The following is a 26222-nucleotide window of genomic DNA, read 5'->3' on the forward strand; positions in this document are numbered from 1 at the left end:
CATTCATTCCGTGAACGCGCGCTGGATGAGGTTCTCGACGTCGAGGGCGTCGATCTCGTCATCCACCTGGTCCGCTGCCATGTCCTCGTCGTCGTCCCGCGGCTCTTCGTCCACCGCGTCCTGGGGGAACAGCCGCTCCCGCAGGTGTTCCGCCAGAGCCGCCGGGGTCGGGTAGTTGAAGATCACCGTTGCGGGGATCTGCAGCCCGGTGTCCTTCTTGACCTCGTTGCGGAACTCCACTCCGCTCAGCGAGTCGAAGCCGATCTCCTTGAAGGACAGGTCGCCGTCGATGTCGTCGGTGGAGGGGTAGCCCAGCACCATCGCCGCGGTGGAGAGCAGCAGGTCCAGCAGCTCGCTCGACTGCTCCTCGGGCGACAGCTCCGCCAGCCGCCGTACCAGCGGCAGCTCGGTGGGTTCCTCGGCGGGCTCGCGGCGCGGTGCCGCGACCATCCCGCGCAGCAGCGCGGGCACGGTGTCCAGTCGGCGCAGCGCGGTCTTGTCGAGCGCGGCGGGAACCACCGTCGCCGTGTCGAGCGCGAGCGCGGTGTCGAACAGGGACGTGCCCTTCGCCGCGCTCAGGGGCACGATCCCCAGCCGCCTGAACCGCGACAGATCGGCCTGGCCGAGCGTGCCCGCCATGCCGAGCTCCCAGGGACCCCAGGCGAGCGATGTCGCCGGCAGGCCGGCGGCCCTGCGCCGCGCGGCCAGGGCGTCCAGGAACGCGTTGGCCGCGGCGTAGTTCGCCTGGCCGGCGGTGCCGATCGTGCCGGCGACGGACGAGTAGAGGACGAACGCCGACAGCCCCAGGTCCCTGGTCAGTCGGTGCAGGTGCCAGGCGGCGTCGACCTTCGGCCGGAGCACCCGGTCGAGCTGTTCCGGCGTCAGCGTCTCCGCGCCGGCGTCGTCCAGCACGCCCGCCAGGTGGACCACCGCGGTCAGCGGCGACTCCGCGGGGATCTCCGCGATCCGTTCGGCCAGCGCCTCCGGGTCGGCCACGTCGCAGGACGCCTGGGTGACGTCGGCGCCCAGCGCGGACAGCTCCGCGACCAGTTCGGCCGCGCCGGGCGCCGCCGCGCCCCGCCGGCTGAGCAGCAGCAGGTGCCGCACCCCGTGTTCGGCGACCAGATGGCGGGCGAACAGCGCGCCGAGGGCACCGGTCGCCCCCGTCAGCAGCACCGTGCCCCGCGGGTCCCACATCGGTCGCTCGGCCGTCGCCGGCGGCGCCGGAGCCAGCCGTGGCACGTACGCCACGCCGCGGCGGACCGCCAACTGCGGCTCACCGGACAGGTCCAGCGACTCCAGCGCGCTCAGCGACTCCTCGCTGCCGTCCGTGTCGACCAGGACGAACTGGTCCGGGTGCTCCGCCTGGACCGACCGCACCAGGCCCCAGACCGGCGCGCAGGACAGGTCGGGGGTCTCGTCCGCGGTGACCGCCACCGCGTGGCGTGTCACGATCACCCGCCGGGTCCGGCCGAACCGCTCGTCGCGCAGCCACTTCTGCACCAGGTCGAGCACCTCGTGCGCGGTCGCCCGCGCCGCCGCGGGGACATCCGCCGCGTCGTCGCCGGCGGCCACCTGGGTGAGCTCCACGTCCGGCACCGACCGGCCGGAGCCGGCCGCGGCCGTCTCGGGCAGCGGCGTCCAGTCCACGGCGAACAGGGAGTCGGCCGCCGCGTCGCCGGTCAGCTGCTCGACGGAGGCCGGCATGACCGCCAGCGACGCGACGGTCAGCACCGGTGCGCCGCCGGGGTCGGTGATCCGCAGGGACACCTCCTGGGGCCCCGTACGGGAGATCCGGACCCGCAGCTCCGTGCCGGCCGGCGCGTGGAACGTCACTCCCGACCAGGAGTACGGCAGCAGCACCTGGGACGGGTCCGAGCCGGCCAGCAGGGACAGCATCGGGTGCAGGGCCGCGTCGAACAGGGCCGGGTGCAGGGCGAACCCGGGGGACGCGGGGCGCAGCCCGTCGGGGAGCCGGACCTCGCCGTAGACCTCGTCCTCCCGGCGCCATGCGGCGCGCAGGCCCTGGAAGGCCGGCCCGTAGGCGTAGCCGCGGTCGACGAGCTCCGGGTAGAAGCCGGTCAGCTCGACCGGCGTGGCTCCCGGCGGGGGCCATGCGTCGGAGGTGGACGCCTCCGGCGCCGGAGCCGGGTCGGTGGCCAGGTATCCGGTCGCGTGCCGGGTCCAGGGGGACTTCGCTCCGGCGGCCGCCCCGCCCGTCGTGGATATCGCGGATGTCGCGGGTATCGCACGGGAGTAGACCCCGATGGGGCGCCGGCCCCCCTCCTCGGCCGCGCCGACGACGATCTGGAGCTGGACGGCCTCGTCGCCGAGCGTCAGCGGCGCCTGAAGGGTCAGTTCCTCGACGCTCCGGCAGTCGACGCCGTCCAGGGTGTGCAGCGCCATCTCCAGGAAGGCCGCCCCCGGGAACACCACGTTGTCGAAGATGGCGTGGTCGGCCAGCCAGGGGGCGTCGGCCGACGAGACCCGGCCGCTGAGGACCAGCTGGTCGCCGACGGCGAGGTCGGTGGCGGCGGCGAGGAACGGGTGCTCGATCGCGGCGAGCCCCGCGCCGCCGAGGTCGCCCTGCGGTCGCGCGGGCTCCGCCCAGTACCGCTGCCGTTCGAAGGCGTAGGTGGGCAGCTCGACCTGGCGTCCGGAGACGCCGAGGGCGGAGAGGTAGGACCGCCAGTCGATCGGGACGCCCGCGACGTGCAGCCGCGCCAGCGCCTCGGCCACCGCACGCGACTCGGACCGGTCCTTGCGGACGATCGCGACCACGGGCAGGTCCGGTGCCGACTCGGCCAGGGCCTCCTGGGCCATGGCCGAGAGGACCCCGTCGGGGCCGGCCTCGACCAGGGCCTCGGCGCCGGCCGCCACCGCGGCGCGCACGCCGTCGCCGAACCGTACGGCCTCCCGTACGTGCCGCACCCAGTACTCCGGCTGCTCCAGCGCGCCGTCCTCGGCCAGGTCGCCGGTGACGTTGGAGACCACCGGGATGCGCGGCGCCGCGTACGCCACGGACCCCGCCACCCGCCGGAACTCCTCCAGCATCGGCTCCATCAGCGGCGAGTGGAACGCGTGCGAGACCCGGAGCCGCTTCGTCTTGCGGCCCTCGCCGGCGAGCGTCGACTCGATCCGCAGGACCACGTCCTCGGCACCGGAGATCACCACGGAGGTGGGGCCGTTCACCGCGGCGATCGAGGCGGAGTCGCCGTGGCCGTCCAGCGCGCCGCGGACCTCCTCCTCGTCGGCCTGGACCGCCACCATCGCCCCGCCGCGCGGCAGGGCCTGCATCAGCCGGCCGCGGGCGGCCACCAGACGGGCCGCGTCGGCGAGCGAGAAGACCCCCGCCACGTGCGCGGCGGCCAGTTCGCCGATCGAGTGCCCGACCAGGACCGCGGGCGCGATCCCCAGGGATTCCAGCAGCCGGAACGCCGCCACCTCGAACGCGAAGAGCGCGGGCTGCGTCATCGCCGTCTCGTCGAGCAGCCGCGCCGGCTCCGAGCCGGGCTCGGCCGCCACCACGTCGTCGATCGAGTGCTCCAGCAGCGGGTCGAGCGCGGCGCAGACCTCGCGCCATGCCTCGGCGAACACCGGGAAGGTCCGCACCAGGTCCCGGCTCATGCCGAGCCGCTGGCTGCCCTGTCCGGAGAACAGGACGCCGACGTTGGTCGCGGAGGTCGCCCCGCCGCCCACGATCACGCCCTGCGCCCGGCCGCCCCGGGACAGCGCCTCCAGGCCGGCGAGCAGCTCGGCCCGCTCGGAGCCCAGCACCACCGCGCGGTGGTCGAAGGCCGTACGTCCGGTGGCCAGCGTCAGCGCCACATCGCCCACCCGGGGTGCCCGCTCGTCGGAGACCGCCGCCCACAGGCGCTGTGCCTGACGCGTCAGCGCGGACGCGCCGCGCCCCGACACCAGCCACGGCACGACGCCGGCCGGCTCCTCGGGCGAGGCGTGCCCGGCCCGGCCCTCGTCAGCGGCCCGGGGGTCCTCGTGCGGGGCCTGGTCCTCGGGCTCCTCGGGGTCGCCCTGTTCGAGGATCACATGCGCGTTGGTGCCGCTGATCCCGAACGACGAGACACCGGCCCGGCGCGGCCGGTCGGCCCGCGGCCACTCCTGCCGCTCGGTCAGCAGCTCGACCGCGCCCGACGACCAGTCGACGTGGAGGGACGGCTCGTCGACGTGCAGCGTCCGCGGCAGGACACCATGGCGCATGGCCATGATCATCTTGATGACTCCGGCGGCACCCGCCGCGGCCTGGGTGTGCCCGATGTTCGACTTCACCGAGCCGAGCCACAGCGGACGCTCACGGTCCTGCCCGTACGTCGTCAGCAGCGCCTGGGCCTCGATCGGATCGCCGAGGGTGGTGCCGGTGCCGTGCGCCTCGACCGCGTCGACATCCGCCGCGGACAGCCCCGCGCTCGCCAGGGCCTGCCGGATCACCCGCTCCTGCGACGGGCCGTTGGGGGCGGTGAGGCCGTTGCTCTCGCCGTCCTGGTTGATCGCCGAGCCGCGCAGCACCGCCAGCACCCGGTGGCCGTTGCGTCGCGCGTCCGACAGCCGTTCCAGCACCAGCACACCCACGCCCTCGGACCAGCCGGTGCCGTCGGCCGCGTTCGCGAACGCCTTGCAGCGACCGTCGGCCGACAGCCCGTTCTGCCGGGCGAACTCGACGAACATGCCGGGCGTCGACATCACGGTCACGCCGCCCGCCAGTGCCAGGGAGCAGTCTCCCGACCGCAGCGACTGGGCCGCCAGGTGCATCGCCACCAGCGACGACGAACACGCCGTGTCGACGCTCACCGCCGGTCCCTCAAGGCCCAGGGTGTAGGCGATACGGCCGGACACCACACTGGTGTGGCCCCCGGTCAGGGCGTGCCCGCCGAGCTCGTCGTCCACCTCGTGCAGGCGCGGGAGGTAGTCCTGGCTCATGGCGCCCATGAAGACCGCCGTCCGGGTCCGGCGCAGCGCCGCCGGATCCTGACCGGCCCGCTCCAGCGCCTCCCAGGCCACCTCCAGCACCAGCCGCTGCTGCGGGTCCATCGACAGGGCCTCGCGCGGGCTGATGCGGAAGAAGCCCGCGTCGAAGTCGGCGGCGTCGGCCAGGAAGCCGCCCGCGCGGACGTGGTCCGCGCCGGGGTCGATCCGCCAGCCGCGGTCCTCCGGGAACGGCGAGATCGCGTCCGTGCCGTCGGCCACCAGCCGCCACAGGTCCTCCGGTGAGGACACGCCGCCGGGGAGCCGGCAGCTCATGCCGACGACCGCGATCAGTTCTTCGTCGGCGGCCGCCTGGTGGGGCCGCCGGTCGGCGCCCCGCTCGGCGGCGGGCCCGCCCAGTTCCTCGCGCAGATGCCGCACGAGCGCGCTGGGCGTCGGGTGGTCGAACAGCAGCGAGGTCGGCATCCGCAGCTCGGTCGCGGTGCTCAGCCGGTTGCTCAGCTCCACCGCCGTCACCGAGTCGAAGCCGAGCTCCTTGAAGGTGCTGTCGGCTTCGACCAGCCTCGGGTCGGCGAGCCCGAGCACGGCCGCCGCCTGGGAGCGGACCAGCGTCCACAGCTGCTGATCGGTCATCCGGGCCGGCGCGGCCGGCGCGGAGTCCGCGTCCGCGAGGTCCGAGGACTCGACGGCCCCCGACTCCCCCACCGTGACGGGCCGCGGCGCGGGCGGCTCGACGCGCTCCCCGCCGACCCAGTACGCCTCTCGTTGGAAGGCGTAGGTGGGCAGTTCCACGCGGCGGGCGCCCTCGAACAGCGGCCGCCAGTCCACCCCGACGCCCTTGGTGTACAGCTCGGCCATGGACAGCAGCAGGCGCCGCGGCTCGTCCTCCTGCCGGCGCAGGGTGCCCTGCACCACCGGGGTGACCGCGGTCTCCGCGGCGGCCACGGTGTCCTGGAGCGCCATGGTCAGCACCGGGTGCGGGCTGACCTCGACGAACACCCCGTGTCCGGCCTCGGCGAGCGCCGTGACGGTCTCCGAGAGCCGTACCTCCTGCCGGAGGTTCCGGTACCAGTACTCGGCGTCCAGTTCGGCCGGGTCCACGCGGCCGGCGGTGACGGTGGAGTAGAACGCGACCCCGCTGTCGGTCGCCGTGATGCCCTCGGCGACCCGCAGCACCTCGTCCCGGATCGCCTCCACGTGCGCGGAGTGGGAGGCGTAGTCGACCGGAATGACCCTGGCGCGGATCCCGCGCGCCTCGCACTCGGCGACGACCTCGTGCACCGCCTCGACCTCGCCGGAGATCACGACCGCGTTCGGGCCGTTCACCGCGGCGACCGAGACCCGGTCGCGATCCACGTCCGCGGCGGGCATGGCCAGCGACGCCAGCGTCCCGCGGCCCGAGAGGCCGGCGTTGATGGCGAGGCTGCGCCCGACCACCAGTCGGAGACCGTCGGCCAGGGAGATGACGCCCGCCGCGCAGGCGGCGGCGATCTCGCCCTGCGAGTGCCCCACGACGGCGTCGGGCACCAGGCCGACCGAACGCCACACCTCGGCCAGGGACACCATCACCGCGAACAGCGCGGGCTGCACCACGTCCACGCGGGCCAGCGCGGCCTCGTCGTCGAGCACATCCCGCAGCGACCAGTCGACGAGCCCGTCCAGCAGCCGCTCGCACTCCGACATCCGGGCGGCGAACACCGGCGAGGACTCCCACAGGCCGCGCGCCATCCCGAGCCACTGGGAGCCCTGGCCCGGGAACACCCACACCACACCGGGCCCGGCGGCGACGGAGCCCGTCACGAGGTCCGCCGATGCCTCGCCCGCCGCCAACGCGGCCAGGCCGTCCAGCAGTTCGGCGCGGTCCGCGGCGACGACGACGGCGCGGTGCTTCAGCGCCGACCGGGTCGTCACGGCGGAGTGGCCGACATCCACCGGGCGCAGCTCCGGGTCGGCGTCCAGCCACTCCCGCAGCCGCCCGGCCTGGGCGCGCAGCGCCGCCGCGGACCGGCCGGACACCACCACCGGAACCGGGGCGGAGGGCTCCGGTCCGGGCTGGGGCGGCTCCGGGGCGGGGTGGGCGGCGACGACGAGGTGGCAGTTGGTGCCGCCGACGCCGAACGAGCTGACGCCGGCGAGCCGACGGCCCTCGGGCCACGGACCGGTGGCCGCGTTCACCTCGAGCCTCCACCGCTCCATCGGTATCGACGGGTGCGGCTCGGCGTAGTTGAGGCTCGCCGGGAGAAGGTCGTGCTTCATCGCCAGCGCGACCTTGATGAGTCCGACGACCCCGGCGGCGGCGTCGAGGTGCCCGATGTTGGTCTTCACCGAGCCGACGAGCAACGGCCGCCGCTCGTCGCGGGACGGGCCGAACACCGATCCGAGCGCGCTCGCCTCGACCGGGTCGCCCGCCCTGGTGCCGGTGCCGTGCAGTTCGACGTACCGCACCTGCTCGGGCTCCACCCCGGCTCGGGCGCACGCCTCCCGCAGCAGCGCCTGCTGCGAGTCGCTGTCGGGGACGGTCAGCGCCTGGCCGTCCCCGTCGTGGTTCACCGCCCCGCCGAGCAGGACGCAGTACACCGGGTCGCCGTCGGCGACGGCGTCGGCCAGTCGCTTGAGCACGACCACGCCGGCGCCCTCGCCCCGGACGAAGCCGTTGGCGCGGGCGTCGAAGGTGTAGCTGCGGCAGTCGGGGGAGAGCGCGCCCGCGCGCGCCAGGGCGAGCGTGCTCTCCGGCACCAGGTTCAGATGCACGCCGCCGGCCAGGGCCAGCCGGGTCGTCCCCGACAGCAGGCTCTCGCAGGCCATGTGCACGGCGACCAGCGAGGAGGACTGGGCGGTGTCCACCGTCACGCTCGGCCCATGGAAGCCGAGGTGATGGGAGACCCGGTTGGCGATCACACCACGGCTCAGTCCGGCCAGCGAGTGGTGCGAGACGGCGTCCGGGCCGTGTCGGTGGACGAGCGAGGCGTAGTCGTCACCCGTGGCGCCCAGGAAGACCGCGGTGGAGCTGTCGCGCAGGCTCTCCGGCGCCGCGTGGGCGTCTTCCAGAGCCTCCCAGGTCAGTTCGAGTGCCAGGCGTTGGCGCGGGTCCATGGCCGCCGCCTCGCGTGGGGAGATGCCGAAGAACCCGGCATCGAAGTCGGCGACGCGGTCGAGGAAGCCGCCTCGGCCGAACCGCGCCAGCTCCGGGATGTCGTACCCCCGGTCCGCCGGCGCGTCGGTGATCGCGTCGACACCACCGTGCAATAACCGCCAGAAGGCGCGGAGGTCGTCGGCCCCCGGGACTCGACATGCCATGCCGACGACGGCTATCGCTCGCTCGTTCTCCGGGATCCTCTGGCCATCGGGCCGTCGCTCGGCCCTGTTCACGTGCATAAGTTCCGGATCTCCCCAGTCCCCAAGTGAGCTTCGCCATCCGAGATGAGCGAGGCTCACGCGTCGTTACGTTGTCGCGGCGTCGACCGCCGCGGAGACGACTCGCGTCATCCCGCGGCCTGCCGCTGCCACCTGCGTTCGATCGACCGCATCAGCCGCGGGTAGACGACCGCGACCCGCACCGGCTTGATCGCGGCCATATAGGCCGTTCCGAACAGGCCGTTCGGCTTCACCAGCGCGGCCATCTGGCCGCGGTAGCCGCCGGCCGGGTCCTTGACCCAGCCGACGTGCATCAGCACATGCACGGTCTTGTTGGCCAGCTCGGCCACGTACTCGTTGTCCGTCCGGTAGACCGCGGTGAACGGAGCCGCGCGGAAGTCCGGTCCCCGCGGCCCCTCGCGGAGGTCGGCCGGCAACCGATCGCGCAGCGAGGGCACTCGGCTGCCGAGCCCGGTGTCGGCCTTGTCCCAGCCGAGCAGCGACCCGAGTCGCCAGCGGATCGCGAAGAGCGCGCGGACGACCGGGTTGGCATTGTGCGCGCCGTCGCCGGACGTCATCTGCCGCACGAGTTCGTCGAGTCCGTCGGGACCGCCCGGCGTCGGCAACGCCCACACGTCCTCGACCTTGAAATCGCTTGCCAGTTCGTGAATGCGCCAGGGCTGCGAGGTGTGCGCGGAATTCGGGAGCCTCATGTGTGGATCTCCAGCCATCTCTGATCGATGTTACCTCGAAGCCTATTCCACGGCCGACTTGTCGGGCGCCACCGCGGCCTTTTCCGGCGCGGGCACATCACGCCGCGCGGGAATCGCCAAGCCGATCGGCACACCGATCAGCGCCACCACCGCCGCGGTGATGATCGCCGCACTGAATCCGTCATTGAACTCCTCCAGGGATCCGTAACCGCCGACCGCGGCGAAAACCGCCGTGGCAATGGCGATTCCGAAGGCGCCGCCGAGCTGGCGCAGACTGTTCAACGTGCCCGACGCCGCCCCGGATCCCTCGTCCGGAACCGCGCCGAACACCGCGGTCATCACCGCCGGAACCGCGATCGAGATGCCGATGCCGCCGATCACGAACGGCCCGACCATCTCGCTGTACGCCATATCCGGCTCCACGATCAGAGCGAGCCAACCCGACGCGAACGCCTGGAGCAGCAATCCGGCGGTGATCAGCGGACGCTCCCCGATTCGACTCACCAGTTTCCCGGCGATCGGCGAGAAGAAGAAAACGGTCACGGTCCACGGAACCAGCCGAAGGCCGGCGTCGAGCGGGCCGTATTCCAGCACGGTCTGCAGGAACTGCGCGTAGAAGAAAAGGCCGGCCATGGCGGAACCGAACAGCAGGAACATGGCGGCGTTTCCGGCAGAGAAAGCGCGGGACCGGAAGAAGTGAATCGGCATCAACGGCTGCGGGGTGCGCAGCTCCCACCACACGAATCCGGCCAGCGCGGCCGCGCCCGCGACGAATCCGCCGACGACCTCGACACTGCCCCAGCCCGCCGCGTTGCCCCGCACCAGGCTCCATCCCACCCCGAAGGCGGCGACGGTGGCCAGGCCGATGCCGCCGAAGTCGAGCTGTCGCGCCTCACCGACGCTCTCGCTGAGCTTGGTGATGATGAGCGGGACCATCACCACGCCGATCGGCACATTGATCCAGAAGATCCACTCCCAGGCGGCGGACTCGACCAGGACGCCGCCGACGACCGGACCGCCGAGCGTCGCCAAGCCCGTCACGGCCCCGAACAGGCCCATGGCCTTCGGCCGCTCCTCCGCGCTGAACGCGACGCTCAGATGCGCCTGCGCGACCGACACGACGGCCGCGGCACCCACTCCCTGCACCGCGCGGGCCGCGATGAGCCAGCCGATTCCGGGCGCGAGCGCGCAGCCGACCGACGCCAGCGTGAACACGATGAGCCCGCCGGTGAACACGCGTTTGCGGCCATAGCGATCGCCCAACGCCGCGCCTGCCATGAGCAGTACGGCGAAGGGCAGCAAGTAGGCGTTGACCGTCCATTCCAGTTCCTCGACGGACGCGTCCAGGTCGAGCCTGATCGCGGGCAGCGCGGTCGTCACGACCAGGGCGTCCAGTGCGGTTATCAGCGAGGCCAGTGAGGTCAGCACCAGTACCCACCGCTGTTTGACAGTCATGTCGCCTACTTCCTCGAATCGGTTGCGAGTCCATCTCGACGGGGCGCACCCGAAGAACGCTCCGGGCGCGCTCACCTCCCCGTGAATCCCCCGCAGCCGGCAGACCGGCACCGGAGCCCGCTCATGGCCTCCGGCACCCGGTATGCCGACTCATCACAGCCCCTAGGCCAGGCTCACCTCCGCCTTTCGGGGCCTGAGCTCAAGGCGGGTGCCGTGCTCCGGCACGATGACGACGCCACGGCTGCGCATCCCCTCCGGCCTCGGGTCGACCCGGCGGAGGTCGCAGGTGGAGAGCACCTCACGGAGCATGACCTTGATCTCATGGATGGCGATCCGGTCGCCGAGGCAGCGGGTGTGGCCGCCGCCGAACGGGATCCAGATGTTCAGGTCGGGCTTGGTGCCCAGGTAGCGCTCGGGGTTGAACCGCTCAGCGTCCTCGTAGTGGTCCGGATGCCGGTTCAGCAGATGGGCGCTGGCCCACAGCTCCATGCCGGGCTCGTAGCGCACTCCGCCGATCTCGATCGGCTTCACGACCTCGCGGAGGATGATGTTGGGCAGCGGCGGCCGCACCCGGAGCACCTCGTACACGAGCGCCGTGAGGTACTCGTCGCCGGTGCCCTCGTCGATCTCGGCGAGCACGCGCTGGAGAATCGCCGGTTCGCGGCTCAGGTACTCCAGAGCCCAGCAGATCACCGAAGCGGTGGTCTCGGTGCCGGCTATGAACATGGTCATCATCTCGTCGCGCAGCTCCACGCCGCTCAGCGGCGTGCCGTCCTCCTTTCGGATGCCGAGCATGACGGAGAGCATGTCGTTGCCGAGGTCGCCCGCGTCCAGGCGCTCCTTGACGGCCCTGGCGAGCAGCACGTCCGCGCGCGCACGGTGCCCCAGGAAGTCCCGCAGACCCGTGCGGCGGATCGCCGTGAGCGCTCGCAGCACCGCACCCGGCATGTCCTCGATCCGGAGCACCGTCATGATGTGGTTGTTGAACTCCACCACACCCATCAGCTCTTCGAGCATCTCGTCCCAGCAGGACGGGGTCACCTCGCCGAAGATGATCTCGCCGATCACCTTCATCGTGTAACGGTGAACCAGCGGGTGCAGCGAGATGACCCGGTTACGCGGCCACGCGGCGACCTCCTGCTCGGCCAGCTTGGTGGCCGACGCCTCGATGCGCTTGAACGCCTCGCCCTTGAAGCTCGGCATGATGGCCTTACGCCGGGTCAGGTGCTCCTCCTCGTCGAGGAAGGCGAGCCCGGTGTTGCCGAAGAACTTCTCCAGCACGGCACTGCCGTTCCCGGTGTGCAGGGTGTCCCTGGGGGCCAGGAACATCGCCTTCACATCGTCGGCGTTCGAGAGCAGGTAGATGTCGGACTTGGGCCTGATCTTCAGCCGGATCCGATCGCCGTACAGCTCACGGCACTGCGTCAGCCACAGCGTCCGGAGCGACCGGTACTTCCAGAGCTGCTTCAGCATGTGATCCGGCGGCCCCGGCAGCGCGGTGGCGGGGATGACGGTCTTCGGACGCGCCGCGGCATGGTTGACCGGACACCCAGCGGCCCCCGACGCGGCCCCGTCCTTCGTGGTCCCGTGCGCTGGGGACGCGCCATGAGGTGTGTTGGCAGTGTCCATTCCTGTAATCCTTTCTCGTGGACCGCGAAGTCACACGGTCCGTCCTGTTGCTGGCGCGGAAAGCGCGGTTCCGTTGGCCGGAATGCGACCCCGCTCCGCGCCGATCGCGAGCAGCGCGAGTCCGCCCGCCACGCCGCAGGCCGCCATGATCAGAAACGCGGTGTGGTAACCGGAGACGCCCGGCCGGGCGTCGAGCACCGCCGCGACCACCGCGACCCCGAGCGCGCTCCCGACCTGGCGGCACATCGTGTTCATCGCGGTCCCGGTGGCGAAGCGCTCGGGCGGCAGCGACAGGGTGGCCGCCGTCGACAGACACGGCAGCATGAGGCCGACGCCTATCCCGCCGATGACCGAGCCCGGGAGGAAGCTGGCCGCGTAGTCCGGGGTGCCGTCCGTCACGACCGCCCACCAGACGCCGCCGGCCGCGAACACGGCGCCGCCGCACATCCCGACCACCCGTACGCCGTACCGCGTCGCGAGCAGACTGGCGGGCACGGCGCACACGGTGGCCACCACCGGCCCCGGCGCCACCTCCAGCGCGCCGCGCAGCACCGAGTGGTCCCACATCCCGGTCAGGAAGAGCGTCGAAGCGCTGATCATCGCTCCGAACCCGGCGAAGAACAGCAGGGTCGCGAGGTTCCCGAGCGCCACGACCCGGATCCGCAGGATGGCGGGCTCGATGACCGGAGCGGGATGTCTGAACGCGCGCCGCACGGTGAAGGCGCCGCCGAGCAGCCCCACGGCGATCAGGCCGAGGACCCGTGGCCCGCCCCATCCCCAGTCCGGGCCCTGCACGATGGCCGCCACGAGCGCCGCGACGGTCGCGGCGAGCACCAGGATGCCGAGCACATCGGGGACCGAACGGCTCCGCTCCCGGACCTCCGGCAACGTCCGCACGCCGACGAACCACGCCACCACGCCGAGGGGGATGTTCACCAGGAACGCCCACCGCCAGTCGAGCTGCACGAGAAGCCCGCCGATGGGCGGCGCGAGGGCGGCTCCGGAGCCGCTCACGGCCGTCCACAGCCCGATCGCCGTTCCGCGGCGCTCCGACGGGAAGAGGGCGAGCAGCAGCCCGAGCGAACTCGGCATCATCAACGCCGCGCCGAGACCCTGAAGGACCCGCGCGGCCACCAGCACGCCGAGCGTGGGGGCGGCGGCGCAGCACGCCGAGGCCACCGTGAACAGCGCCAGGCCGGTCAGGTAGGCGCGCTTGCGCCCGGACTGGTCCGCCCACCGACCCCCGGGCATCAGCAAGGCCGCGAACGTGATCGCGTACGCGCTCAGCACCCAGGAGAGGTTGGTCAGGCTCGCCGACGGGAACGAGCGCTCCAGGTCGGGAAAGGCGATGTTGACGATGAGCACGTCGAGCGACGAGGCGAAGACACCGACGAGGACGACCGCGACGGCGCCGCGCCGGGACGCGCTGTCCTTCATGCTTCGATCCACCCCTCGATCACGGCCGCGGTCTCCGCGGCCGCGGCCCCGATCAGACCGAAGTGGTCGGCGGCGATGTCCACGTGCTCGCTCCGGTCCCGCCACACGGGCCAGTCCGCGGGCGCGTCGCCCCCGCCGAGCGACACCGTCGCCCGGATGAGCAGGGTCGGGGATTCGATCCGCGTCGCGGGCCGCTCGGCGAGCAGTCGGAGATAGCCGCCCATGGCGAGCCAGCCGGCATCGTCGAGCGGCACGACCTGCTCCGCCTGGCCGAGGACGTACGTCATCACCTGGGCGAAGACCCGGCCGGTCACCTCCTCGCCGCCCTCGGGCCCCGGGGTGTCGATCATGACGACGCCTTCCGGAGCCCTGCCCGCGCTCTCGAACCGGGCAGCCAGGGAGTGCGCGAGGGCACCACCGATCGAATTGCCGACCAGGACGAAGGGCGCGTCGCCGACGGCGCGGCGGATCGAGCCCTCGAGAACGGCCATCGCGGCGTCCCAGGACCCCGGCGCCGGATCGGTGCCACGGAACCCCGGAAGCGAGCAGACGAAGACGTCCCGCTCGCCCTCGAAGTGCTCGGCGAGACGCATGAACTGATGGGGACCGGAGCCGACCACGAACGAGGGCACGCAGACGAGCTTCGGCATTCGGGGGCCGGAGGCGAGCTGAACGGCGTAGTCGTCCGCGCCGGCCAGCTCCGCGGCCGAGGCGAAGGAGGGACGGAACCGCGACGCCGACGTCAACCAGGGCAGCGCGTCGAGCATCTCCCCCGCCGCGTGGGCGTGGCGAAGCAGCGCGCTGATCGTGCCATGGTCCTCTTGGCGCGCGGGCACGCCATCGCCGTGCCCGGACCCCGCCGGAGATCGGCCGACATCCTCGAGGATCAGCCGTGCGACCTCGGCCGGGGTGGGGTGGTCGAAGACGAGGGTTGCGGGCAGCCGCAGCCCGGTGGCCCGGGTGAGCCGGTTGCGCAGCTCGACCGCGGCCAGCGAGTCGAACCCGAGCTCCTTGAACCCCCGATCAGGCGCGATCGCGGCGCCGGAAGCGTGCCCGAGGACCGCCGCCACCTGCGTCTGCACCAGTTCGAGCACGACCTGCTCACGATCGGCCTCGGCCACCGCGGCCAGCCGCCGCACCAGCGACCCGCCCGTGGCCTCCGCGCGCCGGGCCGGGGTGCGCACCAGCCCACGCAGCAACGCGGGCAGCATGTCGGCACGGGCCTGCGCACGAAGCGCGGGCAGGTCCAGCCGGACGGGTGCCAGGAGCGCCGCGTTCAGCCCGAGGGCCTGGTCGAACAGCTCCAGCCCGAGCTCGGCCGACAGAGGAGCGACACCCATGCGCTCAAGCCGTGCGACATCCGCCGCGTCCAGCTCTCCGGTCATCCCGGTCGCGTCCGCCCACATGCCCCAGGCGAGAGAGCTCGCCGGGAGCCCGTCCGCGCGCCGCGCCTGCGCGAGCGCGTCCAACGAGGCGTTCGCCGCCGCGTAGTTCGCCTGCCCGGGGCTTCCGATCAACGCCGCCATCGAGGAGAACAGGACGAACGCCGACAGCTCCATCCCGGCGGTCAGCTCGTGCAGATGCCAGGCCGCGTCCACCTTCGGCCGCATCACCCGCACCAGCCGCTCCGGGGTCAGCGCCTCGACCAGACCGTCGTCCAACACACCGGCCGCGTGCACGACCGCCGTCAACGGCCGCTCCAGCGAGTCCAGCAGACCGGCCAGCTGGTCCCGGTCGGTCACGTCGCAGGCGGCGACGCGGGCCCGTGCGCCGAGCGCCTCCACCTCGGCGACCAGCGCGTCGACGCCCTCGGCCGCCGGCCCCCGGCGGCTCACGAGCAGCAGATGCCGCACGCCGTGCCGCTCGACCAGATGCCGCGCGAGCAACCCGCCCAGACCACCCGTACCGCCGGTGATCAAGACCGTGCCCTCGGGGTCCAACGGCGCCGGAGCCGTCGATGTCGTACCGGCCCGGACGAGGCGCGGCGCCAGCAGCCGGCCCTCGCGCGCGGCGAGCTGCGGCTCGTCCGGGTGGAGCAGCGCGCTCCAGGCCGGCGCGGTCTTCCCCTCGGCCTTGCCGTCGACCTCACCGCCGACGTTCACGTCGCCGTTGACGTGGGAGTCGGGGTCTTGGGAGTCGGGGCCGCCATCGATGTCGCCATCGATGTCGAGGAGCGCGAACCGGCCCGGGTGCTCGGACTGGGCGCTGTGCACCAGGCCCCACACCGCCGCCTGGGCCACGCGCGGCGTCTCGTCGTCCGCCACCGCGACGGCGTTACGGGTCACCACCGTCAGCCGCGCGTCGGCCAGCGACTCGCTCGCCAGCCAGCGCCGCACCAGCTCCAGCGCCCGCCCGGCGGACACCCGTGCAGCCTCCGCCGGATCACCGACGTCGGCCGGGGTCTCGACCGTGGCGACCACCAGATCCGGTACCGCCAGGCCGTCGGCGAGCGCCCGCTCCAGCCCGTCGAGATCGGCGTAACGGTCCTCCGTCCCGGGCAGGCCGCCCAGGATCGCCACCCGCGCCGGCGGCCGCGCCCCGGCCGGGACCGTGACCCAGTCGAGGTGGAACAGTGAACTCTGCCCGCCCCGGCTCGCCGCCTCCAGCTGTGCCGGCTCCACCGGACGGACGTCGAGCCGTGCGATGCTCGCGACCCGCTCGCCGTGCTCTCCCGCGATGTCGATACGCGAGGCGGACTCACCCGCCGGGGCGATGCGCACCCGGACCCGGGTGAGGCCGGGCCGGTCAAGTCGTACCCCCGACCACGAGAACGGCAGTACCACGGAGTCCCTTGGCATGTCGTCCAGCAGTCCGCCGTGCAGCGCGGCGTCGAACAGCGCCGGGTGGATCCCGAACTCCCCGACCGTGGCGTCGTCGGGGAGGGCCACCTCGGCGTAGACCTCGTCACCCACGCGCCAGGCCGCCCGCAGACCTTGGAAGGCCGGCCCGTACTCGTATCCGGCATCGGCCAGACGGGCATACAGCCCGTCCACCACCACCGGCTCCGCGCCGGCGGGCGGCCACTGGAGCGGGAACGCGTCCGACGGAACCGACGGCTCGACGTCCGCGGCCAGCCAGCCACGCCCGTGACAGACCGCCTCCGCCCGCTCGTCGTCACCAGAGTCCGGACGGGAGAAGACGGTCACCTCGCGACGGCCGTCCTCACCGGCCGGCCCCACCGTGACCTGCACCTGCCGCGCGGACTCGTCCTCCAGGACCAGCGGCGCCTCCAGCACCAACTCCTCCAGGACCGGACAGTCCACCTCACGGCCGGCCGCCAGCGCCATCTCGACCAACGCCACGCCCGGCACGATCACGGTGTCCAGCACCATGTGGTCCCGAGTCCACGGCTGCGCGTCCTGGGAGAGCCGACCGGTGAACACCCACTCGTCGCGGTCGCCGACCTGCACCGCCGCGGCAAGGACCGGATGCCCGACCCGGCCCAGCCCGGCGGCCCCCCGGGGTGAGCCAGAACCGCTCACGCTGGAACGCGTACGTCGGCAGCTCGACCCGCTGGGCACCGCTGCCGTCGAACAACACCGACCAGTCGACCCCGGCCCCCAGCACATGCGCCTCGGCCAGCGAGGTGACGAACCGCTCCATGCCACCCTCGTCACGGCGCAGCGACCCCACGACCCCGACCCGGTCCTCCGCGCCATGCGCCGCCGCGGTCTCCTCGACCGCCATCGTCAACACCGGATGCGGAGACATCTCGACAAAGACCTGTACACCGTTGTCGATCAACGCCCGAATCGCCGGCTCGAAGCCGACCCGACCGCGCAGATTCCCGTACCAGTACCCGGAGTCGAGCGTCTTGGTGTCGATAAATCCACCGGTCGCGGTGGAGTAGAACGGGATGCGGCCGGACGTCGGCTGGATCGGCGCCAGCACCTCCAGGAGCTCTGTCTCGATGGCCTCGACCTGGGCGGAGTGGGAGGCGTAGTCCACCGCCACCCGACGGGCCCGGATCTCGTCCCGCTCGCAGAGCGCGATCAGCTCGTCCAGCGCCTCCGGCTCACCGGCGATCACCACCGCGGCAGGACCGTTCACCGCCGCGACCGACACCCGACCCCGATACGGAACGAGCAACTCCTCCACCCGCTCCACCGGCAACGCCACCGACACCATCCCACCCAGACCCGCCAGACGCTCACGCACCAGACGACTCCGCAACGCCACCACCCGCGCCCCATCGCCCAGCGACAGACCACCGGCCACACACGCGGCGGCGATCTCGCCCTGCGAGTGACCCACAACGGCTGACGGCTCCACCCCGTAGGAGCGCCACAGCCCGGCCAGGGACACCATCACCGCCCACAACGCGGGCTGCACCACATCCACCCGCTCCAGCGACGGCGCCCCCTCCACCGACCGCAACACATCCTCAAGACGCCAATCCACGAACTCCGACAGCGCCTCACCACACGCCGCGATCGACTCCGCGAACACCGACGAGGAGTCCAACAACTCCACCGCCATACCCACCCACTGAGCACCCTGACCCGGGAAGACGAACACCGCCTTCCCACCCACCGACCTGCCCTCGACCACCCCGTCCACCGGCTCACCAACGGCCAGGGCCTCAAGCCCGGTCAGCAACCCCGCACGATCCGAAGCCACCACCGCCGCACGACGCTCCAACTGCGCCCGCGTCGTCACCGACGAGAAGCCGACGTCCAGCAGCAACAGCTCAGGCCGCGCGGTCAGGTGGGCCCGCAGACGGTCGGCCTGCTGCCGCAACGCCGCCTCACTCCGCGCCGACACCAACACCGGAACCACCGCCGGGGCGGCGCCCGGAGCCTGCGCGCCCGCCTCCGGATTCAGCGCTTCGACCGGTGCTTCCTCCAGGATCACGTGCGCGTTGGTGCCGCTGATCCCGAACGACGACACCCCCGCGCGGCGCACCCGCTCCGAGGCCGGCCACTTCCGCGCCTCGGTCAGCAGCTCGACCTCGCCCGAGGCCCAGTCCACATGAGGGGACGGCTCATCGACATGGAGTGTGGCGGGCAGCATCCCGTGCCGCAGCGCCATCACCATCTTGATCACACCCGCCACACCGGCCGCCGCCGAGGTGTGCCCGATGTTCGACTCGCTCCCCCGCTCGCGGCCGTACGTCGCCAGCAGCGCCTGGGCCTCGATCGGGTCACCGAGGGTCGTCCCCGTGCCGTGCCCCTCCACCGCGTCCACGTCCGCCGCGGTGAGCCCCGCGTTCGTCAGCGCCTGACGGATCACCCGCTCCTGCGACGGACCGTTCGGCGCCGTCAGACCATTGCTCGCACCATCCTGGTTCACCGCGCTGCCCCGCACCACGGCCAACACCCGATGCCCGTTGCGCCGCGCGTCCGACAGCCGCTCCACCACGAGCAGACCCAGACCGTCGGAGAACCCGGTCCCGTCCGCGGCCGCCGCGTACGCCTTGCAGCGCCCGTCGGGCGACAGCGCCCGCTGCCGGCTGAACTCCACGAAGAAGGACGGCCCGGAGAGCACGGTCACGCCGCCGACCAGCGCCAGCGAGCACTCGCCGGACCGCAGCGCCTGGGCGGCCAGGTGCAGCGCCACCAGCGAGGACGAACACGCCGTGTCCACCGACACCGAGGGCCCCTCAAGACCCAGCGTGTAGGAGATACGGCCGGACACCACGCTGGTCAGCACGCCCAGGCGGTAGCCCTCCAGCTCGGGCGGCATGGACTCGCCGTACTCCGAGCTGAACGCGCCGCAGAAGACGCCGGTGTCGCTGCCGCGCAAGGAGGTGGGATCGATACCCGCGTCCTCGAACGCCTCCCAGGCCCCTTCCAGCACCAGTCGCTGCTGCGGGTCCATCGCCAGCGCCTCACGCGGACTGATCCCGAAGAAGTCGGCGTCGAACTCACCCGGCCGCTCCAGGAAGCCGCCGCTGCGCGTGTACGCCTTTCCGAGCCGGTCCGGGTCGGGGTCGTACAGCTCCTCGACATCCCAGCCGCGGTCGGTCGGCAGTCCCGACACCGCGTCGCGACCGGACGCCACCAGCTCCCACAGCTCGTCCGGCGAGGTCACCCCGCCCGGGTACCGGCAGCTCATCCCGACGATCGCCAGGGGCTCGGTCTGCTGCGCCAGGAGCCGCCTGTTCTGCTGCCGGAGCCGCTCGGTCTCCTTGAGCGACTTCCGGAGCGCCTCGATGAGCTCGTTCTTCTCGGCGGTCATGCCTGTTCCTCCGCGTGCCGGCGCCCAGTGGGGACCTTGTCCTCGACCGTCCTCATGCCATGTCCTCGCCGTCCTGGGCAGCCATCCGGATCAGGGCCTGAGCGTCCATGTCATCGATCGACGCGGCTGTCTCGTGGCTCGTGTCGTCGTGCGGGTCTCCGCTCGCCAGCTCGCGCAGCGTGTCGAGCAGTCCCGCCTTGCGCAGGCGGTCGACCGGGATCGAGGCGAGCATCGCGCGGATCTCGTCCTCGCCCGACTGCCGCTGCCCGTTCGTCGCGACGTCCGGTATGACGAGCGGGATCAGATAGCGCGTGACCTCGGCCGGGGTGGGGTGGTCGAAGACGAGGGTGGCGGGCAGCCGCAGCCCGGTGGCCCGGGTGAGCCGGTTGCGCAGCTCGACCGCGGCCAGCGAGTCGAACCCGAGCTCCTTGAACGCCCGATCAGGCGCGATCGCGGCGCCGGAAGCGTGCCCGAGGACCGCCGCGACCTGCGCCCGGACCACGTCCAGGACGACCTGCTCGCGATCGGCCTCGGCCACCGCGGCCAGCCGCTGCGCCAGCGACCCGCCCGTGGACTCCGCCCGCCGGGCGGGAGCGCGCACCAGCCCACGCAGCAGCGCCGGCAGTGTCCCCGCCCGTGCCTGGCCGCGCAGTGCGGCCGAATCCAGTCGGACGGGCGCCAGGAGTGCCGCGTCCACCCCGAGGGCCTGGTCGAACAGCTCCAGCCCGAGCTCGGCCGACAGGGGGGCGACACCCATGCGCTCCAGTCGCGCGACATCCCCCGCGTCCAGTTCACCGGTCATCCCGGTCGCGTCCGCCCACAGGCCCCAGGCGAGAGAGCTCGCCGGGAGCCCGTCCACGCGCCGCACCTGCGCGAGCGCGTCCAACGAGGCGTTCGCCGCCGCGTAGTTCGCCTGCCCGGGGCTGCCGATCAACGCCGCCATCGAGGAGAACAGGACGAACGCCGACAGCTCCATCCCGGCGGTCAGCTCGTGCAGATGCCAGGCCGCGTCCACCTTCGGCCGCATCACCCGCACCAGCCGCTCCGGGGTCAGCGCCTCGACCAGACCGTCGTCCAACACACCGGCCGCGTGCACGACCGCCGTCAACGGCCGCTCCAACGAGTCCAACAGCCCGGCCAACTGACCCCGGTCGGAGACGTCGCAGGCCGCGACCCGCGCCTCACAGCCCAGGCCCGCCAGCTCGGCGACCAGCTCGGCCGCACCCTCGGCCGCCGGCCCCCGGCGGCTCACGAGCAGCAGATGCCGCACGTCGTGCCGCTCAGCCAGATGCCGCGCGAGCAACCCGCCCAGACCACCCGTACCGCCGGTGATCAGCACCGTGCCCTCGGGGTCCAACGGCGCCGGAACAGTCAGCACGATCTTGCCGATGTTGCGGCCTTCCCGCAGGAACCGGAACGCCTCCTGGCCGCGACGCACATCCCAGGTCCGGATCGGGGCGGGTTCGACCACGCCCTCCTCGATCAGCCGGGCGATCTCGACCAGCATCTCCTGGATCCGCTCCGGACCCGCCTCCAGCAGGTCGAAGGAGCGATAGCGCACGCCGTCGTGCTCGCGCGCCACGACCTCCGGGTCGCGGATGTCGGTCTTGCCCATCTCGATGAACCGGCCGCCGCGCGGCAGCAGTTCCAGGGAGGCGTCGACGAACTCGCCCGCGAGCGCGTCCAACACCACGTCCACCCCGGCCCCGCCGGTCACCTTCAAGAAGGCGTCCCGGAAGTCCAGATCGCGCGAGGAGGCGATGCGCTCATCGGCGACGCCCAGCCCTCGGACCGCGTCCCACTTGGGCGGGCTCGCCGTCGCGAAGACCTCTGCCCCGAAGTGCCGGGCGAGCTTCACCGCGGCCATGCCCACACCACCGGCGGCGGCGTGCACCAGCAGCCGCTCCCCGGCCCGTAGCCCGGCGAGGTCGACCAGGCCGTAGTACGCGGTCAGGTACACCACCGGAACCGCCGCCGCCTGCACGAACGACAGACGCTCCGGCATCCGCACGACCATCTGACGGTCGGTCACCGCCATCGAGCCGAAGCCGTCCGTCATCAGGCCCATCACGCGGTCGCCCGGCGCGAGATCGGTCACACCCGTACCGACCTCGAGGACGACGCCCGCCGCCTCGCTGCCCAGCGGGGCCTCGCCCGGGTACATCCCGAGCGCGATCAGCACATCGCGGAAGTTCAGGCCCGCGGCCCGCACCCCGACCCGTACCTCGTCCGCGCCCAGCGGCCGATCGGCGTCGGAGGCGGCAACCGTGAGGCCGTCCAACGAGCCCTTCCGCTCGATGGCGAGATGCCAGGCTTCACCGGTCGCCCCCGCGGGAGCACGCTCGAGCCGCGGCGCAAGCAACCGGCCGGCGCGCACCGCGAGCTGCGGCTCGTCGAGCTCCAGCAGCGACGCCCACTCCGGCTCGTCGCCTGCGTCGAGGTCCACCAGCACGAACCGGCCCGGGTGCTCGGACTGGGCGCTGCGCAGCAGACCCCACACCGCCGCCTGGGCCACGCGCGGCGTCTCGTCGTCCGCCACCGCGACGGCGTTACGGGTCACCACCGTCAGCCGCGCGTCGGCCAGCGACTCACTCGCCAGCCAGCGCCGCACCAGCTCCAGCGCCCGCCCGGCCGACACCCGCGCAGCCTCCGCCGGATCACCGACGCCGGCCGGGGGCTCAAGCGCGACCAAGACCGCGTCGGGCACCGCCGCGCCGTCGGCAAGGGCCTGCTCCAACGCGTCCAGATCCGCGAAGGGCTCACCGGCGACGGCCAGTTCGCCGAGGACCGCCAGCCGCGCCGGCCGCGGCGTCGCGGCCGTGACGTCGACCGTGACCCAGTCGAGGTGGAACAGCGAGCTCTGCCCGCCCCGGCTCGCCGCCTCCAGCTGTGCCGGCTCCACGGGACGGAAGGCGAGCCGGTTCACGCTCACGGCCGGTTCGCCGGCATCCCCGACGACCTCGATCCGCAACGCGGACTCGCCCGCCACGCCGATCCGCGCCCGAACCCGCGAGAGCCCCGTGCGTCCCAGCCGCACTCCCGACCAGGAGAACGGCAGATCCACCGGTGATCCCTGGTCCTTGTCCAGCAGTCCGCCGTGCAGCGCGGCATCGAGCAGCGCCGGGTGGATCCCGTACCCCTCGGTCGCGGCGTCGTCGGGCAGCGCCACCTCGGCGTAGACCTCGTCGCCCAGGCGCCAGGCCGCCCGCAGACCTTGGAAGGCGGGCCCGTACTCGTATCCGGCCTCGGCCAGACGGGCATACAGCCCGTCCACCACCACCGGCTCCGCGCCGGCGGGCGGCCACTGGAGCGGGAACGCGTCCGACGGAACCGACGGCTCGACGTCCGCGGCCAGCCAGCCACGCCCGTGACAGACCGCCTCCGCGCGCTCGTCGTCACCGAGCTCCGGACGGGAGAAGACGGTCACCTCGCGTCGGCCGTCCTCACCGGCCGGCCCCACCGTGACCTGCACCTGCCGCGCGGACTCGTCCTCCAGAACCAGCGGCGCCTCCAGCACCAACTCCTCCAGGACCGGACAGTCCACCTCACGGCCGGCCGCCAGCGCCATCTCGACCAGCGCCACGCCCGGGACCAGCACCATCCCGAACACCATGTGGTCCCGGGTCCAGGGCTGCGCGTCGATGGACAGCCGACCGGTGAACACCCACTCGTCGCGGTCGCCGACCTGCACCGCCGCGGCAAGGACCGGATGCCCGACCCGGCCCAGCCCGGCGGCCACCCGGGGTGAGCCAGAACCGCTCACGCTGGAACGCATACGTGGGCAGGGCCACCCGCTGGGCGCCGCTGCCGGCGTAGAACGCGGACCAGTCCACGCCCACCCCGGCCACATGCGCCTCGGCCAACGAGGTGGCGAACCGCTCCATGCCACCCTCGTCACGGCGCAGCGACCCCACGACCCCGACCCGGTCCTCCGCGCCATGCGCCGCCGCGGTCTCCTCGACCGCCATCGTCAACACCGGATGCGGAGACATCTCGACAAAGACCTGCACACCGTTGTCGATCAACGCGCGGATCGCCGGCTCGAAGCCCACCCGGCCGCGCAGATTCCCGTACCAGTACGCCGCGTCCAGCGTCTTGGTGTCGATAAATCCACCCGTCGCGGTGGAGTAGAACGGAACCTGTCCGGTGACCGGCTCGATCGGCGCCAGCACCTCCAGGAGCTCTGTCTCGATGGCCTCGACCTGAGCCGAGTGCGAGGCGTAGTCCACCGCCACCCGACGCGCCCGGACCTCATCCCGCTCGCACAGCGCGATCAGCTCATCCAGCGCCTCAGGCTCACCGGCGATCACCACCGCGGCAGGACCGTTCACCGCCGCGACCGACACCCGACCCCGATACGGAACGAGCAACTCCTCCACCCGCTCCACCGGCAACGCCACCGACACCATCCCACCCAGACCCGCCAGACGCTCACGCACCAGACGACTCCGCAACGCCACCACCCGAGCACCATCACCCAGCGACAGACCACCGGCCACACACGCCGCGGCGATCTCACCCTGCGAGTGACCCACCACCGCCGACGGCTCCACCCCATACGACCGCCACAACCCGGCCAGGGACACCATCACCGCCCACAACGCGGGCTGCACCACATCCACCCGCTCCAGCGACGGCGCACCCTCCACCGACCGCAACACATCCTCAAGACGCCAATCCACGAACTCCGACAGCGCCTCACCACACGCCGCGATCGACTCCGCGAACACCGACGAGGAGTCCAACAACTCCACCGCCATACCCACCCACTGAGCACCCTGACCCGGGAAGACGAACACCGCCTTCCCACCCACCGACCTGCCCTCGACCACCCCGTCCACCGGCTCACCAACGGCCAGGGCCTCAAGCCCGGTCAGCAACCCCGCACGATCCGAAGCCACCACCGCCGCACGACGCTCCAACTGCGCCCGCGTCGTCACCGACGAGAAGCCGACGTCCAGCAGCGCCAGCTCAGGCCGCGCGGTCAGATGGGCTCGCAGACGGTCGGCCTGCTGCCGCAACGCCGCCTCACTCCGCGCCGACACCAGCACCGGAACCACCGCCGGCGGGTTGGGCTCGCCGGCGTCCTCGGCCGGTGCCGGGTCCTCGACCGGTGCCTCTTCAAGGATCACGTGGGCGTTGGTGCCGCTCACGCCGAACGACGAGACGCCCGCACGGCGCACCCGCTCCGAGGCCGGCCACTTCTGCGCCTCGGTCAGCAGCTCGATCTCACCGGAGGACCAGTCCACGTGAGGGGACGGCGTGTCCACGTGCAGCGTGGGCGGCAACATCCCGTGCCGCAGCGCCATCACCATCTTGATCACACCCGCCACACCGGCCGCGGTCGAGGAGTGCCCGATGTTCGACTTGATCGACCCCAGCTTCAGGGGGCCGTGGGTCCGCTCGCGGCCGTACGTCGCCAGCAGCGCCTGGGCCTCGATCGGGTCACCGAGCTTGGTGCCGGTGCCGTGCCCCTCCACCGCGTCCACATCGGCGGCGTCCAGACCGGCGTTCACCAGCGCCTGACGGATCACCCGCTCCTGCGACGGACCGTTCGGCGCCGTCAGACCATTGCTCGCACCGTCCTGGTTCACCGCGCTGCCCCGCACCACGGCCAACACCCGGTGCCCGTTGGCCCGCGCGTCCGACAGCCGCTCCACCACGAGCAGACCCAGACCGTCGGAGAACCCGGTCCCGTCCGCGGCCGCCGCGTAGGACTTGCAGCGGCCGTCGGGCGCGAGGCCACGCTGCCGGCTGAACTCCACGAACAGGAACGGACCGGCGAGCACGGTCACACCGCCGACCAGCGCCATCGAGCACTCACCGGCCCGCAGCGCCCGCGCGGCCAGGTGCAGCGCCACCAGCGACGACGAACACGCCGTGTCCACCGACACCGAGGGCCCCTCAAGACCCAGCGTGTAGGAGATACGACCGGACACCACGCTCGTCGTCGAGCCGGTCAGCCGGAACCCCTCGATCTGGGGCAGGCTGCCCGCGGGGGCGGCCGCGTAGTCCGAGGGTCCGACGCCGCAGAAGACGCCGGTGTCGCTGCCGCGCAGCGAGGTCGGGTCGATGCCGGCGTCCTCGAACGCCTCCCAGGCGGCCTCCAGCAGCAGTCGCTGCTGGGGGTCCATCGCCGTCGCCTCGCGCGGGCTGATCCCGAAGAAGTCGGCGTCGAACTCGCCCACCCGGTCCACGAAACCGCCGACGCGGGTGTAGGAGGTGCCGGGCTGGTCGGGATCCGGGTCGTAGAGCCGCTCCAGATCCCAGCCGCGGTCGGTCGGCATGCCCGACATCCCGTCGTGGCCCCCGGCCACCAGCTCCCACAGCTCGTCCGGCGAGGTCACCCCGCCCGGATACCGGCAGCTCATCCCGACGATCGCCAGCGGTTCGCTCGCGCGGTCCTCGTGCTCCTGCAGCCGGGCCCGGGTCTCGTTCAGATCGACGGCCATCCGCTTCAGGTATCGAACGAGCTTTTCCTGCTGCGGATCGGTGCTTTCAGCGCTCATGTTC

Annotated in this window: 8 protein-coding genes and 1 pseudogene; all 9 read right to left on the reverse strand. The window is 72.6% G+C overall.

The features are described 5' to 3' along the window. Nucleotides 1-3: 3 nt before the first annotated feature. Nucleotides 4-8316 (reverse strand): type I polyketide synthase, encoded by an 8313-nt coding sequence (locus CD790_RS15685; RefSeq protein WP_144383851.1) that lies wholly within the window; start codon nucleotides 8314-8316, stop codon nucleotides 4-6. Between the two features lie 107 nt (nucleotides 8317-8423). Next, a complete protein-coding gene (locus CD790_RS15690) occupies nucleotides 8424-9008 on the reverse strand; it encodes a DUF2867 domain-containing protein (RefSeq protein ID WP_144383852.1) in 585 nt (194 codons plus the stop codon). Between the two features lie 42 nt (nucleotides 9009-9050). After that, complete coding sequence (locus tag CD790_RS15695; RefSeq protein WP_144383853.1) at nucleotides 9051-10463, reverse strand: MFS transporter; 1413 nt, start codon at nucleotides 10461-10463, stop codon at nucleotides 9051-9053. A gap of 162 nt (nucleotides 10464-10625) precedes the next feature. Continuing rightward, nucleotides 10626-11936, reverse strand: a complete 1311-nt coding sequence (locus CD790_RS15700) for a cytochrome P450 (protein WP_186319038.1) — start codon at nucleotides 11934-11936, stop codon at nucleotides 10626-10628. Between the two features lie 186 nt (nucleotides 11937-12122). After that, nucleotides 12123-13529 (reverse strand): MFS transporter, encoded by a 1407-nt coding sequence (locus tag CD790_RS15705; protein WP_144383855.1) that lies wholly within the window; start codon nucleotides 13527-13529, stop codon nucleotides 12123-12125. Continuing rightward, entirely contained in the window at nucleotides 13526-16912 is a 3387-nt protein-coding gene (locus CD790_RS35770) for a type I polyketide synthase (RefSeq protein WP_260867643.1), read from the reverse strand. The genes CD790_RS15705 and CD790_RS35770 overlap by 4 nt, the downstream gene beginning before the upstream one ends. After that, nucleotides 16794-19709, reverse strand: coding sequence for a type I polyketide synthase (locus CD790_RS35195; protein ID WP_222108252.1), 2916 nt, complete (start codon nucleotides 19707-19709; stop codon nucleotides 16794-16796). The genes CD790_RS35770 and CD790_RS35195 overlap by 119 nt, the downstream gene beginning before the upstream one ends. A 52-nt stretch (nucleotides 19710-19761) precedes the next feature. Beyond that, the gene (locus CD790_RS35775) at nucleotides 19762-23472 is read right to left on the reverse strand and encodes an SDR family NAD(P)-dependent oxidoreductase (RefSeq protein ID WP_260867609.1); all 3711 of its coding nucleotides are present in this window, start codon (nucleotides 23470-23472) and stop codon (nucleotides 19762-19764) included. Next, a pseudogene (locus tag CD790_RS35215) lies at nucleotides 23420-26218 on the reverse strand (type I polyketide synthase); the annotation flags it as partial. The gene CD790_RS35775 and the pseudogene CD790_RS35215, both read right to left, overlap by 53 nt. Between the last annotated feature and the right edge of the window lie 4 nt (nucleotides 26219-26222).

The sequence above is a fragment of the Streptomyces sp. SAJ15 genome (genome assembly GCF_007595705.1).
Classification (GTDB): Bacteria; Actinomycetota; Actinomycetes; order Streptomycetales; family Streptomycetaceae; genus Streptomyces.

Coding starts and splice junctions, on each gene's coding strand:
- CD790_RS15695 (WP_144383853.1), bottom strand. CDS start 10,463: ATGACTGTCAAACAGCGGTGGGTACTGGTGCTGACCTCACTGGCCTCG.
- CD790_RS15685 (WP_144383851.1), bottom strand. CDS start 8,316: ATGCACGTGAACAGGGCCGAGCGACGGCCCGATGGCCAGAGGATCCCG.
- CD790_RS15705 (WP_144383855.1), bottom strand. CDS start 13,529: ATGAAGGACAGCGCGTCCCGGCGCGGCGCCGTCGCGGTCGTCCTCGTC.
- CD790_RS15700 (WP_186319038.1), bottom strand. CDS start 11,936: ATGCTGAAGCAGCTCTGGAAGTACCGGTCGCTCCGGACGCTGTGGCTG.
- CD790_RS15690 (WP_144383852.1), bottom strand. CDS start 9,008: ATGAGGCTCCCGAATTCCGCGCACACCTCGCAGCCCTGGCGCATTCAC.
- CD790_RS35195 (WP_222108252.1), bottom strand. CDS start 19,709: ATGACCGCCGAGAAGAACGAGCTCATCGAGGCGCTCCGGAAGTCGCTC.